The sequence below is a fragment of the Dehalobacter sp. DCM genome (genome assembly GCF_024972775.1).
Classification (GTDB): domain Bacteria; phylum Bacillota; class Desulfitobacteriia; order Desulfitobacteriales; family Syntrophobotulaceae; genus Dehalobacter.
The window spans coordinates 4,207,003-4,225,465 of record NZ_CP092282.1 but is presented as its reverse complement, the minus strand read 5'-3'; the positions used below and the strand labels follow the sequence as shown (position 1 = coordinate 4,225,465).

Below are 18,463 nucleotides of genomic sequence, written 5' to 3'. Positions count from 1 at the left end.
GTTATTAATGAGGGGAGAAAAAGCGGGAATGGTTTCACCGATTACCGATTCAATTGATATCAGACCCATTGGTATTGTTCATTCGCCACAGCGAGACACATCAGGAATGTCCCTAACAGGAGAACAGGCGTGTATTGAAGTATACCCTGAATATGCTCAAGGACTCAAAAGAATCGAAGAGCATTCCTATCTGTGGATACTGTCGTGGTTTCATCAGGCTAATCGAAATACCAGGGAAACAACACCACGAAAGGTCAATCCCGATGCGCCGTTATATGGTGTATTTGGCATACGAACTCCTGGCAGACCGAATCCGATCGGGTTATCTCTTGTTAAATTGGATCAGGTTCAAGGAAATAAAATTATTGTTCAAAATTTGGATGCCATCGACGGTTCCCCTGTTTTGGATATAAAACCTTATTATGATCAGGATATTATTTTCTCGCCCCGGTATCCATATATCCGGCCAAAGCAGAAAGAACTACGTAGGGAAATGATGCAAAAAGCGGCGCTTCAGCATCATCAGGAAGAATGCCATGATTTGCTGCTCGCCCTGCGAATGGCCATCGTTGCTGAAGAAGAACTGGGCAATTTGCATTCAGCAGACCTTTTAGTCTCGGTAATCGGTTCGCCCTGTCTGGCTGATACGATTCAGGGCTTGACACGGGCAAGAATAGCTAATCCGTCACGGTTTTTTTATAGGGAAAATGATCATATGACGCTTGTCAGCTGGAAGAAAGAAAATCAGGAGCTTTTCCTTCTTCCTAAATCTTCATCGTATACCAAGGAAGAACTGCGCTTTTTGCCGAATGAGTCGCTGTTTCAAATTGAGTTGATTAATGGAGATCATTGAGTTTTGAAGAATTTTCATCGTATGACATTCTTTGCTCCGCACATAATAAAATCAATAAAACAGAGTTTGGAGTGAAGAAGATGCCACAAATGAATCCGCAGGATTATGCGAAATATTTAATGGAATCAAAGGTACAAATCGCCCAGGAGCTCGGGATTACATTCGATATCGATGGTGATAACGGGCATCTTTCTTCCAGGGATGCGGGCAGGATCGGCGGCCGCTTGGGAGGAAAGATCGGTGGCAATATGGTGAAACGCATGGTGGCTTACTCAGAAGAACATTTAGCAAGAAATGGACATTTGTAACGATTCAGACTCTTGTCTCTGTGCTGATAAGAAAACCATCCACATTAAAAAAGAGATACGCACAATTGCAGAGATAAAAAAACAAGCCCTTTCAGCAAGTTCATGCGGAAAGGGCGTTTTTATTTTGGCCTCTGGAAAGAGACGGTATCCCGAATTCGGAATCAATTCCGAATTTGTAATGTTATTAGCGGCTTTCTCTAAAGTCGGAAGGGGATTTCCGTTTCGGATACCGCGACGGATATTTATTGCCGTCCCGTGAAGGGTGTGTACTGTGATCGCGGTTCCGATTGAATCCTTGATCATAACGATCCCTTCTGGTCTGTCTGCTCCGGAGCGGAGCTTCCTCGGTCAAGACGACAGGTGCCGTGCTTGGCTCCTTGGTCAGCAGTTTTAAAGCGGCTGACAATAGTGTTATGGAGTCATTATCTTCGAGAAGCTCTTCGGACATCTCTTTATATTTGAGAATATCCTCATCCTCAATGGCTTTCAGGATTCTATCCATGGTCAGACGCTGCTGACCAACCAGGACATCGTTGAAGGTTGGCAGCGGTTTACGGGTGATTCTCCGTTTGGCGACTTGTTCTATCAGTCTCAAATGACCAATTTCGCGCGGTGTTACAAAAGTAATAGCCTGTCCGCCTTTGCCTGCTCTTCCTGTACGGCCGATACGATGAACATAACTTTCAGGATCTTGAGGAACATCGAAGTTATACACATGGGTAACTCCGCTGATATCTAAACCTCTGGCCGCGACATCCGTAGCCACAAGAATTTCGGTAAAGCCTTCTTTGAAATGCCGCATGACCGTATCGCGTCGGGCTTGCGTCAGATCGCCGTGGATTCCTTCTGCAGAGTAACCTCTCTTGGTTAAAGCTTCAAATAATTCGTCGACTCTCCGTTTTGTTCTGCCAAATACAATGGCCAGATCCGGTGACTGTATATCGAGAAGGCGGCAAAGAACATCAAACTTAATCTTCTCTGATACCTCGACATAATATTGTTCAATCTGCGGTACAGTTATCTCTTTAGCCTTCATCGTGATCAATTCTGGATCTTTCATGAATCGTTGCGCCAGATCCAGAATAGATTTTGGCATGGTCGCTGAAAAGAGCAGTGTCTGTCTGTCTGTAGGAACCTCTTTAAGAATATTCTCGATATCCTCAACAAATCCCATACTCAGCATTTCATCGGCTTCGTCCAATACTACGGCCTCTATTTGCTGCAGGCGGATCGTTTTGCGCCGCATATGGTCCATCAGTCTTCCCGGTGTACCAACAATGATTTGCGGCCTGTTTTTCAGGGAACGGATTTGGCGGTCAATATCCTGGCCACCGTATATGGGCAGAGCACGAACACCTTTGAATTGTCCGATACGGTTCAATTCTTCAGCCACCTGAATAGCTAACTCGCGGGTGGGAGTTACGACTAACGCTTTAATGCTTTCTCTATCAGCCTTGATCCGTTCAATCATAGGTATACCAAAAGCCGCAGTTTTACCGGTTCCTGTCTGGGCTTGGCCGATGATATCTTTGCCTTCGAGGGCTAATGGGATGGTCCTCTCTTGAATGGGTGTGGTTTCCTCGAAACCCATTTCAGAAATAGCTTTGATCAGTGGTTTACTGAGGCCTATTTCAAAAAAATTTGACATACTTTTTCAGATTCTCCTTGTTAACAATTATTCTTGTTCAATCTCATTTGAACAAGTTCTCCCCGTATAAGTTTATTACATTTCATTCAATATATATTTTGTGCTTATGAGCATTAATCTTATACGGATTTCAGCACGTTATGCTCTATTAAACCTGTTTAAATATTTTAACACATAAAAGCAATGAAATAAAATAAATCGAAGGATAAATTTGGTTTCCCCACTATTTATCCTCCGAAATACGACTTTTTATGATTTATGGCCGATTATAATAAACTATTCTACGTATCATGACTATTATTTCGGTTCGATACGCGTCTCAAATGTCTTGACGCCATCGACAAACTTAATCACCGTAACACTTTTCTTCGGATTATGGGTTGTAGGGTCAACTGTTATGTTGCCGGTGATTCCCTGAAAATCTGTCATGTTTTCTAAAGCTTCCCGTACTTTATCCGTATCGGTGCTTCCAGTTTTTTCAATAGCCGTAATCAACATATTGGCAGCATCATAGGCAAGGGCGGCAAACATAGGGGCATCTTCGCCATATTCTGCTTTATATGCCGCAGCAAAATCAGCTAAGGCAGGATCGTTCATGGCAACTTGATCAAGATAATAGGCTTTGTTCAGCGCTTCTTTTCCCGCAACTTCAGCAATCGGACCGGTCCCCCAGCCATCACCGCCTAAAAAAACGACATCTATTTTCATTTGGCGGGCTTGTTTAATAATTTCACCTGCCTGATTATAATTGCCGGGAATAAATATCAGATCCGCGCCGGTTGAATTAATTTGTGACAGGATTAAACGAAAATCAGTATCAATAGAATTATACTGCTTGGTAGAGACTATTTTTCCGCCGGAGTTTTCAAAAGTCCGGATGAAACTAGCCGCAATCGTGTTGGAATAGAGCATACCCTTATCGACGATGACTGCAGCCCGGGAGACTTTCAATGTATCGGCCGCAAAATTGGCAGCGGCTTCACCTTCATAAGCATTGGAGAAACAGGCCCGAAATACCCAGTTATTCAATCCGTTATTTCCCATGGTGATATTATCGTCTATTGCTGTCGGAGTGATCAACGGAACATTGTTTTCAGTGGCGATAGGAATCGCCGCGATGGTATTCGGACTTGTCATTGGACCAATGATTCCTGCTACTTTATTCTGTGTTATTAGCTGTGTCGCGGCAAGGGTTGATTCGGCGTCTTTGGAATGGTTATCAGCTCCAAAATACTCCAGCTGCTTTTTCAAAATCCCGCCTTTTTCGTTTATTTGTTTTATAGCAAGCTTAACACCGTTTTCTCCGCTTTTGCCATAAATTGCATAACCGCCTGTCAGTTCAAAATTACCGCCGATTTTGATTGTTGCCGTCGGCTTTGCGCTGCAGCCCACAGCTAAAAATAGACAGATCATGATAGCTGTGGTAAGCGACAAGATTCGTTTGACTTTCATGTTATGATATCCCCCCATAAATAATCAACAAAGCCGTTGTAAGATTAAATTCATCTTAAATCGTATAATTTATGGGTAAAGATGTCAATAAGACATGGTATATTTGTCATACATAAAGAAAAATAAGCAGAAGAGACCGTTGCACGTGGTTTATAAAACGCATGTGCAACGGTCTCGAGTTTCCCAATAAAATCATCCAAAGAAATACTGGAGATAGGCGATAAAATGGTAAATCAATACGAATTAATGTAAGATATTTTCTCGAAGCTGCTTCAAATAATTTAGAGCGCTCTCTCTGGTAAGGAAAACTTCCACTCTGTCATCCGCTATTTCAGCATTATCCCAGGTGATAAAGCGGTTATCCGGAAGCGACGTTATATTCCAGCAGATCTGACCGTCTTTATAGACCGTGGTCGTGTTTTCCTGCATCGCATCATAATCCTCATACCCAAAGATCCTGGCAAAATGGTCTCGATCCATCACAAACACCTACTTTTGGAGAAATATTGCCATACGTTTATTCAGCATGCTGTTTACGACTCGTACACGTTTTACCTAGTACAACGTTTTCTAAATACCATGACAGAAGGATGTAATAATCTGGGCTGGTATGCATGCCACATTCCGCTTTCGGCTCTTGCGCCATCCTTGAATTTGCATTAAGGAAGTTAAAATTCTTTTGCCCTCCTTGGCGAATTGCAATCGTTAACAGGAAGTTCAAATTCTATTACCATCCGTGGTGAATTTGAACTTAGGACCATCCATGGTCCGTCATCCATGGACCGTTGCGCTACGCAATCCGTGCTCCGCTTGTCGCCGGAACTGTGGCACGCAGACCTGATTTGAGGTGTAAAGAAAATTATAGAATGCTGCACTAGTTATTTAGAATACGCTGTACTAGTATACTCTTTGATTGATCGTTGTATTCAATGCGATCCGTCTGCTGACGTCCGATTAATCGCAATGTGCTTTCAATGTGTCAAAATCCATTATTTTTATGGCTGATCCGTGAAAATCAATGATCCCATCGTCGCGCATTTTCCCCAGTTCACGCGAAAGAGAAGGGCGGGAGACATTGATAAAATCTGCCAAATCGTTGCGATTAAGATTTAATTGAAAAGTCTTGCTGCCTTTTTTATTGTATTCTTCAAACAAATAAGTGCTGATTTTTCCCCGGAGGCTTTTGATGGAAAGATATTGGACCTTTCTGTTAAGCGTCAAAGCCCGAAGAGAAACAACTTTTAACATATTTAAAATAAGCCGCTTATGACTAACACAGACTCTTTCGCAGCAACCAATTATTTTATCCTGCGGGAAATAGATGACGGTACAATTCGTCTGGGCAATGACGGTCATCGGCCAAACAAGTTGCCCTGAATAGGCGGCCATTTCACCGAACATGTCCCCGATTCCGAGAATGCTGATGAGAACACGATTTCCGGACGCAGTTTCTTTTGTCGCAGCGATGTTGCCGTTGACGACAATTCCAATTTCAGAAAAGGGTTCTCCGGCGATGGTAATAAAATCGTTTTTCCGATAATCCAGCATCTTGATATCCATGCAGTGTAAAATACCCCGCATTTCCTCTTGGCTGATCCCGTCGAAAAGAGAGCAGTTATTAAGTGCAGTCAGTAGTTTTTCGTCCATCGTCCATCCACCTTTTTCTTGTAATAGAAGAATTATAGCATATGAACTCGCCGAATGGATAATTTTGATATAATGCATACCATCAACTTGTATTCATGATGGCGTCCGGTTATAATGAAAAAAATTGGAATACGAAAAGTATTCCGCTAAAACGCAAATACAAGGAGGGAATCAAAATGCAAAGTTATGAATGCACTCTGTGCGGCTATGTTTATGATCCCGCTGTCGGAGATCCGGATTCAGGTATTGCTCCGGGAACTGCTTTTGAAGATCTGCCGAATGATTGGGTTTGCCCTTTGTGCGGTGCGGGAAAAGATGATTTTGATCCTGTAGAGTAGGTGCAGTCTGAACATAAATTTTAGGCGGTGTTGTCAAACAACTAAAGTAGTTTGCAACATCGCCTTTTATTTTCCATATCCATATATTGCTTCGTTTGTTATAATTTTAATGGACTAGACGTGAATCATTTACAGGACGTGAATACGGTATAGAAGGGAAGACCACGGATGGCGAGTGTGCTCATTGTGGACGATGATCATAATATCTGCCAGCTCCTGGAGCTCTATCTGGCAAATGAGGGTTATGAGCTTCATTTTGCCCATGATGGCAGTCGTGCTCTTGATATTGTGAGAGACACTAAAATCGATCTTGTTATCTTAGATGTTATGCTTCCGGTCATCAATGGCTGGGAAGTCTGTAAACTGATCCGGCAGACAATTATGGTGCCGATCATTATGCTCACGGCCCGTGATTTGGTAGAGGATAAAATTCATGGATTTGATTTAGGTGCGGATGATTATATGGTAAAGCCCTTTGATCCGAGAGAGGTCGTTGCCCGGGTGAAAGCAAGGCTCAGAAACGTATCGGATGAAAAAAGTGATGCAAAGGATACGGCTGGAGAGCCAGCGGCGGACGTATTAACAGCAGGCAATATGGAAGTGGATATGACGCGTTATGAGGTAAGGGTCAACAAGAAAAGAATGGAATTAAAACCGAAGGAAATTCAGCTTCTTTATTTTTTGCTGCGCAACAGGAATATCGTATTTAATCGTGAGCAGCTGTTGAGCAAGGTGTGGGACTACTCTTATGAAGGAGATACACGCACAGTCGACGTCCATATTAATAAATTAAGAGATAAATTGGCCAAGGCGGGTGCGCGATGCCGAATAAACACCGTTTGGGGGGTAGGTTATAAGTTTGAAACATTGGATTAAGAAACACATCTTTATCAAATTAATACTGACCTACTTCACGTTGGTGGTGTTAGTAATGGCAGTTCTTGCTGTGTTTTTTTCTGTGGGTTTCAGGAATTATGTCTTTAATGAAAAACAAAACGATTTACAAACCGCTGCCGCCCAGACACGTCAAGTTATCACTGCTTATGCTCAGGGTCAGGTTGATTATCAAGAATTGCATGATTCTCTGAATATCTTAAGTCAAATGACCGGGTCAAGGATCTATGCGATTCGGTTGAATTTGGAGACACTTGATTATGAAGAATTGGTTATGGATAATACGCTGCTGGACAGCTATTTAATTGAAGACTTAAAACAGATCATGAAGGGGCAGGACGTAACCCGGAAAAAACAATACTCCGATCAATTGGCGTCGGATGTTGCTTTTTTCGGAACGCCGCTGAAGGAACAGGGTAAAGTAACAGGGGCTATCCTGCTCTTTGCGCCACTTGAGGACAGCTATGCGTATATTATGAAAATCAATGTGACGATTTGGCTTTCAGCGCTTGTAGCGGTTATTGTCAGCGGCGGTGTTATCTATGTGATTTCCCGGAGAATATCAAAGCCGCTGAAAACAATAGCGGAGGGAGCAGAAAAGGTTGCGGCAGGTGAACGCATAGAAGATTTGGCAGTGAGCGGTACAGATGAGCTGGCTGAACTTACCCACGCGTTCAATGATATGAAAAATAAGCTGGTTATGGCAGAATCCATGCGGGAAGATTTTATTGCCAGTATTTCACACGATTTAAGGACACCCCTGACGACGATCAACGGTTTCGTCCAGGGGATGATGGATGGCTTAGTCAAACAAGAAGATTATCCGAAATATATGAGTATCATCCATCAGGAAACCCAGCGTTTGAGGACATTAACCGGTGATATTCTGGAAGCAGCAAAACTACAGTCCGGCGGCATAACCTTATGCAAGCGATATTTTTCGGTCAAAGCCTTTTTGGACCGAACGATTGAGAATGCCGGCATGATTAATAACGACAAGCAGATTCACATAGCAATTGAATGTTCGGATTCGTTAGAAATCTATGCCGATGCGGAGAGATTGCAGCAAGTATTTGTTAACATCCTGACCAATGCCCTGAATTTTACAGACAAAAACGGTCTTATCCGGATCAGTGCAACATCGGATCAGAGAGAAATTGTTTTTCGGGTCAAGGATAACGGTATTGGCATTGAACCCAAAGACCTGCCATTAATCTTTGAAAAATTTTATCGCGGCGATAAGGCTCGTCGGGGATTGACTGGCGGAACCGGACTCGGCCTCAATATAGCCAAACGGTTAGTTGAATTGCATAATGGGAAAATAAGTGCGAAGAGCACACCGGGGGAAGGCACCGAAATCGTGATGGTCTTTCCGGCGTAAACAGTTCAGCAATCATATTTTACATTTTGTTTACATTTTATCTGTTTTCTATTAACCCTTTGCTATTATCATTGTAAGTGGATTGATAAGGCACGCCAAAAAATGGAAATGGAGGGCTTAAATGTGAAAAAAGTGATCATCTCGGTGCTGCTTATCTCATTCCTTCTCCTGGCCGGGAGCGGCTGTTCCAGTAAGGAAAATGCGAAGGACCAAAACACTGCCCAGGAAGGTCAAACTACCCAGGAAGGTCAAACTGCCCAGGGAAGCGGCACAGAGAAAGACGGAGACGATATTTCGGTTATTGTTAAATCAGATACCCCGACCAGCAATGCTGAAAAAGAGCAAATACTCGATGATATTAATTCGCAGCTGAATGAAATAATCAACGAGGCCAATAAGCTGGATGATATCGCAGAAAAGGATATGAAACAGTAAAAAAATGGCTTGAGGAGGAAGAGTTTATGAAGAAGAAAAAACTGATGACATTGGTGATTCTGGCGTTATGCTTAATTCTAAACAGTACACTGGCTTTTGCTACAGAAGATACAACAGGGAGTAACGGTCCGAACGCTAACGCCAATGGCGTAACTGCGCAGATTGCGGAGAAAGCCCAGAATATCAAGACATGGAATGAACAAATCAAAGCAAAATACGCAGAGATTCGGGCGAATAAAGCCGAGATCAACAAACTCCGACTGGAGCTGATCCATATGCGCAGCGAGGTCATAGCTAAAATTAATGCCCTGAAAGAGAATAAAGAAATGATCGATGAAACTGAGGTAGCGGCACTCAAAGCACAGCTTCAACAGCTTAAAGGCGATTATGCGAAGTTGAAAAATGAATTAGGGAAGATCCACGGCGCTGTAAATAGATTAAAAGGTGCCCGAAGCAGTTCCGACCGACAAGCGGCAATTAAGGCTCTGGATGATGTCATCAAGAGTCAGAATGATCGGATTGCAAGTCTGCGGAGTGTCGTGGATGGAATGAAAAGCTTTTTAGGTCAATCATCATCCGTATTGGTTCCCACTTCTATGAATGAAGACAACGATAACGAAACCGGTAATGACAACGACAACGAATAGAAAGCACGGATAACGCATATCTATCGCATAGACAGCACCCTTGCCTCCTTTAATATAGGGAGTCGAGGGTGCTTTTATATATTGATCTGAAATGGCGTGTGTATTATTTTATCTGAAATTCTTAATAATAAACTTGTCTCTTAACACGCTTTAATAACTATATAAGCCCATACCCTGTAAAGGAGGAATTATATGCCAAACAAGACCGCTACCATGGACGGCAATGAAGCTGCGGCTAGGGCGTCATATGCTTTGACGGAAGTAGCAGCTATCTTTCCGATTACCCCGTCATCACCTATGGCCGAGGGTGTTGATGAGTGGTCTGCCCACGGAAAAAAGAATATTTTTGGCCAGCCGGTGAAGGTTGTGGAAATGGAGTCCGAAGCGGGTGCAGCCGGAGCGCTCCATGGCTCGCTTGCGGCGGGAGCTTTAACAACGACATACACGGCTTCCCAAGGCTTGTTATTGATGATCCCAAACATGTATAAGCTCGCCGGGGAGCTGCTGCCCGCTGTATTTCATGTCAGTGCCCGCGCCATTGCAACCCATGCGTTATCCATTTTTGGCGATCACCAGGATGTCATGGCTTGCCGCCAAACGGGATTTGCCTTGCTTTCCTCAACGAATGTTCAGGAGGCAATGGATTTGGGTTACACTGCCCATTTGGCAGCAATAAAATCCAGAGTGCCCTTTCTTCATTTCTTTGATGGTTTCCGGACATCGCATGAATACCAGAAAATCAATGAAATCGGGCAGGAGCAAATCGAACCGCTTGTTGATCATCAGGCTTTGGAGACTTTCCGATATGATTCTCTGAACCCGGAACATCCGCTGGTCAAAGGCTCAACGCAGAATCCCGATGTCTATTTCCAGTTCAGAGAGGCATCCAACCCGTTTTATGAACAGGTTCCGGACATTGTCGACGGGTATATGCGTGAGATAGAAAAAATATCAGGCCGAGCCTATCATCCGTTTGATTACTATGGCGCTTCCGATGCGGAATACGTGATTGTGGCCATGGGATCTGTTTGTGATACGATTGAAGAGACAATCGATTATCTTCAGAGTAAGGGTGAAAAAGCGGGTGTCTTGATCGTTCATCTCTACCGGCCATTTTCGGCGAAATACTTCTTCCGGGTACTCCCCAAAACCGTAAAAAAGATAGCGATACTTGACAGGACAAAAGAGCCCGGGTCTTTGGGAGAACCGCTCTATTTAGATGTTATTGAGTTATTTAATCATAGGATGGATGGGCCCCTAACGGAAAGGCCGGTCATCATAGGCGGCCGTTACGGATTAGGTTCCAAGGATACGACACCGTCACAAATTCTCGCAGTCTATAATAACTTGAAGCAGGACAATCCCAAAAACCATTTTACCATCGGCATTGCCGATGATGTTTCCCACCAGTCGCTGCCGGAGGAAGAAGCCATTGATACTACCCCGGAAGGAACGATCAGCTGTAAGTTTTGGGGGTTAGGTTCCGACGGAACTGTCGGAGCGAATAAGTCCGCGGTAAAGATTATCGGGGATAATACCGATCTTAATGTCCAAGCATACTTTTCTTATGACAGCAAAAAGTCCGGAGGAACCACAGTATCCCATCTCCGCTTTGGTAAAAAGCCGATTAAGTCGCGGTATTTGGTTATTAAGGCGGACTATATCGCGTGTCACAATAAATCGTTTATCTACCATTATGATCTCTTAAAGGGATTAAAGAAAAACGGTATTTTTGTTCTGAACTGCCCGTGGAAAACCACGGAGGAACTCGATCAGAACCTGCCGGTTTATTTAAAACAGATTATTGCCCAAAACAACATCCAATTCTATGTCATTGATGCTATCGAGATTGCCACACAAATCGGTCTCGGCGGCAGGATCAACATGGTCATGCAGGCTGCTTTCTTTCAGCTGACGAAAGTGATTCCCATTGAAGATGCGGTTGCCTATTTGAAAAATTCAATCGAAAAGACATATGGCCGCAAAGGACAGAAGATTGTGGCTATGAATAATGACGCTGTGGATCAGGGCATACGTCAGCTCATTAAGATAGAAGTGCCAGAGACCTGGCTTCATGCAGAGAGCAAGGATACAAACAATCAGAGCTTTTTCGCAATTGATGTGAAGGATGAACCCGAATTCATCAAAAAAATCCATCGGCCGAGTGCCCGCCTCGAGGGAGATGAACTTCCTGTCAGCACGTTTGTCGGTATGGAAGACGGCCGCACGCCGCTGGGAACAACCGCCTATGAAAAACGGGGTATCGCTGTCAATATCCCGGAATGGCAGATTGACAAGTGTATCCAATGCAATCAATGTTCCTATATTTGCCCCCACGCAACAATCCGGCCATTCTTATTAAACGAGGAGGAAAAAGCCAAGGCTCCAGATACGTTTAAGACAAAGGAAGCTGCGGGGAAAGGATTGGAAGGCTATCATTACCGTATCCAGGTCGCGCCGCTGGATTGCACAGGCTGTATGAACTGCGCCGATATTTGTCCTGCACCCGGCAAAGCCCTGATCATGAAACCGGCAGAGCAAGAAATTGAGATGGAGTTGGAGAACTGGGAATACGCTGTCAGTGTGACGCCAAAAGAGGATCGGGCTGACCGGTATACCTTAAAAGGAAGTCAGTTCATTCGGCCGCTGCTGGAATTTAACGGCGCTTGCCCGGGCTGTGGGGAAACCCCGTATATCAAGCTGATGACCCAGCTCTTTGGCGAACGGATGATGATTGCCAATGCCACCGGCTGCTCGTCGATTTGGGGAGGAAGTTATCCTTCCATACCGTATACGACCAATGCCGAAGGAAGAGGTCCGGCTTGGGCCAATTCACTCTTTGAAAACAATGCCGAGTATGGTTATGGCATGGTCCTCGGTACAAATCAGATCAGGGAGAAGATAGCAGTCCTTATACAGGAAGCGTTAAATATGGATATCCCGGAAGATTTGAAAATTTTATTCAGAGAATGGCTGGACGCGTATGCCGATGGCGATCGGTCGCGGCTGGTGTCCGATAAAATTGTCCGATTATTAGACCAGAACCCTGTACCGAATAATTCAGTTATCGACGAGATTATACAACGCAAAGATTACTTGGTGAAACGATCGGTATGGGCCATCGGCGGAGACGGGTGGGCTTATGATATCGGCTATAACGGTGTTGACCATGTTCTCGCCAGTGGTGATGATATCAATCTTTTTGTCATGGATACAGAAGTATATTCCAATACCGGCGGACAGTCGTCTAAAGCAACTCCGACGGCAGCAGTCGCTAAATTCGCCGCTGCCGGAAAGAAAATACGTAAGAAGGATCTGGGCATGATGGCGATGTCCTATGGCTATGTCTACGTTGCCCAAATCGCTATGGGTGCCAATATGATCCAAACCATCAAAGCGATTACTGAAGCCGAGCGTTACCCGGGACCCTCGTTGGTCATCGCTTATTCCACCTGTTTTAACCACGGAATCAAACAGGGTATGGGAACAAGCTTGACGCAGCAGAAAAAAGCGGTAGAAGCCGGCTATTGGCACCTCTACCGCTATAATCCCCTCCTGAAGCAACAGGGTAAAAATCCGTTTATCCTCGATTCCAAAGAACCCAAAGGTGATTTTAAAGAATTTCTGGAAAGTGAGATCCGTTATTCTTCACTGAAGAATGTTTTTCCGGAGATCGCGGGAGATATGTTTAACCAGGCAGAAGAGCATGCACGTATCCGCTATGAAAATTACCGGAAATTAGCAGCAGACTAGTACCTTGTCTACCTTAAAACTATAATATAATGACGTGCAGATTTCTTTTTGCCTTTATTCGGCGGTCTCCTCTGCGCGCTTATCATCGAGACTATCCTTTGGACAATGATCCCCATCGGATTCACCGAGGTTAATTTCAACCTGATCCATCGTTTTCAGCAAAATAAGATGAATGCTGACTGCGATGCCAACAATACCTAGAATGATCCTCACATGCAGGATCGAAATGAAGAAAATGGAGATAGACATTGACAGCCATAAGAAGATCAGGGCGCTGATTTTAGCGGTTTTAGGAACCGCCCGATAGGTCATGTAGCTATCGATATACTTTCCGAACAGCGGGTGATTGATTAAGAAACCGTAGAGTTTTTCTGAACTTCGCATATAACAAAACGCAGAGAGCAAAAGAAATGGTGTGGTCGGCATTACCGGTAGGATGATTCCGATCACACCAATAATCAGAGACAAAGAACCAATCATAAGCAGGATTACTTTTTTGGCTGAATCAGGTTTCATGATGTATATGTTCCTTCAAATTTATTTATTAGAATTACACCCGTGAATAAGTCACTTGTAAAACAGCAATAGATAATGGAATAATACATGTGCCAAAAATAATTATAACAAATGAAAAAGATTGCCAGAACCCATCAAAGCAATCCTTTTCATTAATAAATGATATACGATAATTTGATTCACATGAAATACGTGTTATTTTTCATTGGAGTCAACATATTCCTTGGCATTACGTACTTCAAGCTCTCCGGGGATTCCGACATTGGACAAGGATTTCTTCGATTCGAATTTGCTTGTCCAGGCTGCAGTTTCGTGCTTTTCCACCGGTATAGTCCAATGGGTTTCCTTCTTTTTATTTTCAGCCACAGCAACGTTCCTCCGACTACTTTTTATCATCTGATTCTGAATCCATGCTGCCAAGAAATGGCATTCCAATCGAAGCACCATATAAACCACCTGCTGTCATATACGGTGCGAGCGTTTTACTGGGGAATCTTTTTGTCAGAGAATTATTCGTAGTGATAACGTCATTATCTTTGCGTCTGTCTTTAGTCATATAAAAATCACCTCATAGCATATATTTCACATTAATTCAAAAAAAATTCATAAATTGGTTAGGTAAGTAATGTTATTACTTCATCATCATTTTTTACTTCTTAGATAGTGTTAAACAAATGACAATACAACGATATAAATAAAAAAACGGACCAAGACCGAAAGGTATTGATCCGCTAATGCCGTTAAAAGACATTGTTATATACTTCAATTCGTGGTTGTTATCTTGGAGTTAAAACATCCGTTTGCTGATTTTGTCAATTTCTTCACTGGTTGTATCGTATACGCCGGGGAAAGAAGAAAAATTTAAACCTTGGGATAAATTTGGAATAAAGTATAATTTTCCGCATCGCTTACAAGCAATTTCAACATATTTAGCAATTTCTTCCCGTGACCAGCCCGGATGGTCGACAACGCCGCTGTCGATATCCCCCATAAAAGAAATTTTACCGCCATAGGTTTTAATAAGTTCAGGAACATTGTTGGTTGTCATACAACCCTGCCAGATATCAATACCCATCTCGATCATTTGCGGAACGAGTGTTGCAGCGTAGCTGTCGCTATGATGAACAATCAATTCAACCCCGTTTTGTTTCCAGTAACCATATACTTTTTTATATGCCGGAAGGAAGAACTCTCTAAACATTTCGGGAGAAATCAGTGTTTGAATCTGGCTGCCCCAGTCATCGTGATGGAAAAGGGCATCGGGATGGATGTGCTTAATATATTCTTTGGCATAAGCCAGCTCATACTCGACCACATAATCAATAAGTTCTTTCATTGCTTCAGGTTCTTCGTATAAAGCCATTAATGCATCTTCCATACCCATCAGGTGATGTGTCATCTCAAAGATACCCGGAGCGCAGACAGCAGTAACAAATTTGTCCGTCCGGTCAACGGAATTCGCATGGGCGACAGCAGGCGCCCACTCTTCTTCGGTATAGAAAACAGAAGGTGCTTTAACGACGTCTTTCCATTTCGTAATATCCTTTACTACCTTATGTTCATCGTCATGCACAGGAAAAGAACCGATTTGGTCTGCCGGCCAGGAAAAGGTAATACCCCATTTATTCTTAATGGTCGTACCAGGGCCAGGGGCTAGAGGAAGATCCATCGGCGCGTCCATCATCAATTCCATGAATTCATATTGATTGACGAAGCGGTCAGGATTGCCGCCTTTGATTACTTCCATCAGGTTTTGTCTCTTTGTTAACATATCTTAAACCTCCCTTTATAAATCTGATCTAATTAATATCTAATCTTATTTATTATGATCTCAATAATTATGGGTTTAAGCAGTTACTAATTCTTTTGCTTTGACAGCCGCGCTGCCTGCATCGGGTGCAAAGCCGTCGGCCCCAATTTCATCAGCATATTCTTGTGTCACGGGTGCGCCGCCGACGATGACTTTGAAGCCGGTGAGACCACTCCCTTTGATCGTCTGGACTGCTTCTTTCAAAGCAGGCATCGTGGTGGTCAGCAGACCGGAACAAGCGACTAAAGTCACGTTCTTATTTTCCTTGATAGCTTCAATCCATTTGGCTGCCGGTACATCAACGCCGAGATCGACCATAGTAAAACCCGCGCTTTCAATCATCATAGAAACAAGGTTTTTCCCAATATCATGTAAATCTCCTGCTACAGTACCGATGACGCATGTACCTAAAGAATTGGCACCGTCACCAGCTAAAAGTGGTTTTAACACATCGACACCTTTAGCCATTGCTTTGGCAGCCATCAACATTTCAGGTACAAAGATTTCTCCTGTCGAGAATTTGTCGCCAACGACACTCATGGAGTCTACCATTGCCTGCAGAATGTCTTTTGCAGAACATCCGGCACCAAGTGCTTCCTGAGCGAGAATGGGCACCAATTTTGTTTTCCCCGCCTCGACTGCAGCTTTGACTTCATCTACTTTTGCCATCTTTTTGTCCCCCTTTTATTAATTAAATCATTAAGTGTAATGATTTTTCTCCAATACATTAATACCGGCAATGATGCGATATACGTGCAGCAGTGGATGTTAACAGCAGTGAGTGTTCCGTGTTGGATTAAATCAGATCAAACATATATTTGGTTAATAAAGTAAGTGTACATGTGTGTACATGTACACTTAAATCCTAATTAATCCGAAGCCATTTGTCAAGGGGGTTAAACCATCATTTTTGGTACTATTGATAATTTTTTGACAATTTAAAGTGCAAAGCTACAATCGAAAGAAATCATACACATTTTTTAGATTTTGATAGCTGGCATCTTCGTGCGTAAATAAAACCTTGTTCGTGGAAAATATAAAGCGGTCATTACCTGCGGTTATATCTTTGAGTTTTTGTGCTGCGTCCAGACATTCTCTCTCAGTTCCGTCTTTTAACAAATACGTAGGATAGAAACCGCTAATATAGGTACTCTTTCCCCGAAAATAAGCTTGATACTCCTCAATGCTTGTCGACTCAAAATGCGCAATGACCTGGCTGGAATCTGTTGTCGCGATAATGTCTATGAAGCGGTCAACGTTGCCTTCGAACAGGATCATGATATTATATCCTTTGCGTATCAGCGTCTCCACCAGGGCGTTGTATGTAGGATAATAGAATTCTTCAAAATCCCGCCTGTTAAGTAAGCCTGGAAGATGAAGCGGCAGCAGCAAATGGTTTGTATTATACGTTTTTCGATGCATTTCCGCCTGATCCAGTATAAGGTTATTCAATACGAGGCAAGCCTCTTTTACAAGCTCAGGAACACTATGGAGATCCAGGAGCAGTTCCTTAGTCCCTCGAAGAAAATCAGCAAGAAAATCTAAGGGGCTTTCGATAATCAGCATATTAAAGTGCATTCTGCCGCTCAAAGTAAGGTTCGTAAAGATCTTGTTTTCATCAGACAATAACTTATCTATAAATTCAAGACTTTCAATAAAAACCTGTGTATTGAGCTTACGCGTATATAACCGTTGGAGGCATGTTGAGTATAAATATTGTAAAGGTTCACGGATTAAGGCCGGGTACTCTGTGCGTTCCATGATGGTGATGCTTTTTCTGACATAAACGTTTTTCTTGATCTCGCACCAAGCCTTATTACCAAGCTTCGTATAAAGCGGGTTATCCCCAGAATGTATACCCATACCAAAGGTGCATTGAAAATCATCATAAGCTGACTGATAAGCAGCTTCTATCCGAGAATTGACATCGTTCCCAGGCAATGCAAATTTACCCATTTGATTTTCATAATAGGCTTTTATCCAGAAATGATTAGCAAGCAAGAATGTCGGGATTCCTGAAACGGATTTTTTATCAAAATCTTGTTCAAAAAAACTCATATGCCATTCTCCCGTTTATAGTACAGCCTCGGCTTGGAGCTTCAGAGCATCGCTGAGAATATAGTATTCACTATAGCTCAGCAAGGAATTGTCTTCGGAGGATACGATCTCCTGTGTGATGAGAAAAACCGGATCCCCGGAATGGGTATCAAGATGTTTGGTTAATTGGTTATTGGCTCTGACGACATGGATATTCAGCTTTTTCGCTATTTGAAAATGAAGTTGTTGTTTCTCCATAACGTTATGAAAATTTGCAAAATTAATGATATCTTCGACGATAGGGTTTCCTTTTTTATAGGGCATATAGATGAGCGTATATTCAACTCTTTTCTCTTTGGAACGATAAACTTTTCGCACCCGAATAACTTTTTCATCCGATACAATCTGCAGTTTTTCTATGAGTTTTTTCGACACGGGGATAAGTTTAACATCAATGAGTTGAATACTGTCTATTTGGACGTTGAGGTTCTCAATCTCGTCAAAAACAAGCTGGTATGTTTTGCCTGAAGGTTTGCACACAAAATTGCCTTTGCCGGGAATACTATAAATAAAGCCTTCATTTAATAACAGAGCAAGACTTTTTCGCAGCGTTGTCCTACTCACCCCATACTGAGCAGATAGTTCATATTCCGGCTGCATGATATCGCCGGGTTTCAAGTCCCCGTTGCGTATTTTATTTTTTATGTCATTAACAATATCGATATATAAAATATTCCCCATTGA

Annotated in this window: 19 protein-coding genes; 8 read left to right on the top strand and 11 right to left on the bottom strand. The window is 42.9% G+C overall.

Annotation, left to right across the window (positions count from 1 at the left end):
- Nucleotides 1-7 precede the first annotated feature (7 nt).
- Together tsaA and LPY66_RS19715 are read left to right on the top strand one after the other, a co-directional pair.
- A complete protein-coding gene (gene tsaA, locus LPY66_RS19720) occupies nucleotides 8-853 on the top strand; it encodes a tRNA (N6-threonylcarbamoyladenosine(37)-N6)-methyltransferase TrmO (protein ID WP_337985945.1) in 846 nt (281 codons plus the stop codon).
- Between the two features lie 80 nt (nucleotides 854-933).
- Entirely contained in the window at nucleotides 934-1,161 is a 228-nt protein-coding gene (locus LPY66_RS19715) for an alpha/beta-type small acid-soluble spore protein (RefSeq protein WP_337985944.1), read from the top strand.
- 184 nt (nucleotides 1,162-1,345) lie between these two features.
- Here the strand turns inward: LPY66_RS19715 and LPY66_RS19710 are convergent, their stop codons facing one another.
- From LPY66_RS19710 to LPY66_RS19695, 4 genes are all read right to left on the bottom strand, one after another.
- Nucleotides 1,346-2,809: a DEAD/DEAH box helicase gene (locus LPY66_RS19710; RefSeq protein ID WP_337985943.1), complete on the bottom strand. Its 1,464-nt coding sequence runs from the start codon at nucleotides 2,807-2,809 to the stop codon at nucleotides 1,346-1,348.
- Nucleotides 2,810-3,106: 297 nt separating this feature from the next.
- Entirely contained in the window at nucleotides 3,107-4,261 is a 1,155-nt protein-coding gene (locus LPY66_RS19705) for an ABC transporter substrate-binding protein (protein WP_337985942.1), read from the bottom strand.
- A 243-nt stretch (nucleotides 4,262-4,504) separates the two neighbouring features.
- Nucleotides 4,505-4,741, bottom strand: a complete 237-nt coding sequence (locus LPY66_RS19700; RefSeq protein WP_337988144.1) for a hypothetical protein — start codon at nucleotides 4,739-4,741, stop codon at nucleotides 4,505-4,507.
- Between the two features lie 474 nt (nucleotides 4,742-5,215).
- The gene (locus tag LPY66_RS19695; protein ID WP_337985941.1) at nucleotides 5,216-5,908 is read right to left on the bottom strand and encodes a Crp/Fnr family transcriptional regulator; all 693 of its coding nucleotides are present in this window, start codon (nucleotides 5,906-5,908) and stop codon (nucleotides 5,216-5,218) included.
- A gap of 176 nt (nucleotides 5,909-6,084) precedes the next feature.
- Between LPY66_RS19695 and rd the strand changes: the two genes are divergently transcribed.
- The 6 genes from rd (at nucleotide 6,085) to nifJ (ending at nucleotide 13,356) form a co-directional block, all read left to right on the top strand.
- A complete protein-coding gene (gene rd / locus LPY66_RS19690; RefSeq protein ID WP_337985940.1) occupies nucleotides 6,085-6,246 on the top strand; it encodes a rubredoxin in 162 nt (53 codons plus the stop codon).
- A 168-nt stretch (nucleotides 6,247-6,414) separates the two neighbouring features.
- Nucleotides 6,415-7,122 (top strand): response regulator transcription factor, encoded by a 708-nt coding sequence (locus tag LPY66_RS19685; RefSeq protein WP_337985939.1) that lies wholly within the window; start codon nucleotides 6,415-6,417, stop codon nucleotides 7,120-7,122.
- Nucleotides 7,123-7,177: 55 nt separating this feature from the next.
- The gene (locus LPY66_RS19680) at nucleotides 7,178-8,521 is read left to right on the top strand and encodes a sensor histidine kinase (RefSeq protein WP_337985938.1); all 1,344 of its coding nucleotides are present in this window, start codon (nucleotides 7,178-7,180) and stop codon (nucleotides 8,519-8,521) included.
- Nucleotides 8,522-8,644: 123 nt separating this feature from the next.
- Complete coding sequence (locus LPY66_RS19675) at nucleotides 8,645-8,956, top strand: hypothetical protein (protein WP_337985937.1); 312 nt, start codon at nucleotides 8,645-8,647, stop codon at nucleotides 8,954-8,956.
- Between the two features lie 26 nt (nucleotides 8,957-8,982).
- Entirely contained in the window at nucleotides 8,983-9,603 is a 621-nt protein-coding gene (locus tag LPY66_RS19670) for a hypothetical protein (protein WP_337985936.1), read from the top strand.
- A gap of 192 nt (nucleotides 9,604-9,795) precedes the next feature.
- Nucleotides 9,796-13,356 carry a pyruvate:ferredoxin (flavodoxin) oxidoreductase gene (gene nifJ, locus LPY66_RS19665; RefSeq protein ID WP_337985935.1) on the top strand — a complete coding sequence of 1,187 codons (3,561 nt, stop codon included), beginning with the start codon at nucleotides 9,796-9,798 and terminating at the stop codon, nucleotides 13,354-13,356.
- 54 nt (nucleotides 13,357-13,410) lie between these two features.
- Here the strand turns inward: nifJ and LPY66_RS19660 are convergent, their stop codons facing one another.
- The 7 genes from LPY66_RS19660 to LPY66_RS19630 all read right to left on the bottom strand — a co-directional run bounded on the left by LPY66_RS19660 (nucleotide 13,411) and on the right by LPY66_RS19630 (nucleotide 18,460).
- On the bottom strand, nucleotides 13,411-13,872 hold the full coding sequence (locus LPY66_RS19660) for a YbaN family protein (protein ID WP_337985934.1): 462 nt from the start codon (nucleotides 13,870-13,872) through the stop codon (nucleotides 13,411-13,413).
- Between the two features lie 195 nt (nucleotides 13,873-14,067).
- Entirely contained in the window at nucleotides 14,068-14,238 is a 171-nt protein-coding gene (locus tag LPY66_RS19655) for a DUF3787 domain-containing protein (protein ID WP_337985933.1), read from the bottom strand.
- Between the two features lie 16 nt (nucleotides 14,239-14,254).
- Nucleotides 14,255-14,428 (bottom strand): hypothetical protein, encoded by a 174-nt coding sequence (locus LPY66_RS19650; RefSeq protein WP_337985932.1) that lies wholly within the window; start codon nucleotides 14,426-14,428, stop codon nucleotides 14,255-14,257.
- A 231-nt stretch (nucleotides 14,429-14,659) separates the two neighbouring features.
- Complete coding sequence (locus LPY66_RS19645) at nucleotides 14,660-15,643, bottom strand: uroporphyrinogen decarboxylase family protein (RefSeq protein ID WP_337985931.1); 984 nt, start codon at nucleotides 15,641-15,643, stop codon at nucleotides 14,660-14,662.
- Between the two features lie 75 nt (nucleotides 15,644-15,718).
- The gene (locus tag LPY66_RS19640; protein WP_337985930.1) at nucleotides 15,719-16,351 is read right to left on the bottom strand and encodes a corrinoid protein; all 633 of its coding nucleotides are present in this window, start codon (nucleotides 16,349-16,351) and stop codon (nucleotides 15,719-15,721) included.
- Nucleotides 16,352-16,633: 282 nt separating this feature from the next.
- Nucleotides 16,634-17,740, bottom strand: coding sequence for a uroporphyrinogen decarboxylase family protein (locus LPY66_RS19635; protein ID WP_337985929.1), 1,107 nt, complete (start codon nucleotides 17,738-17,740; stop codon nucleotides 16,634-16,636).
- Between the two features lie 15 nt (nucleotides 17,741-17,755).
- Nucleotides 17,756-18,460, bottom strand: coding sequence for a GntR family transcriptional regulator (locus LPY66_RS19630; protein ID WP_337985928.1), 705 nt, complete (start codon nucleotides 18,458-18,460; stop codon nucleotides 17,756-17,758).
- Nucleotides 18,461-18,463 lie beyond the last annotated feature (3 nt).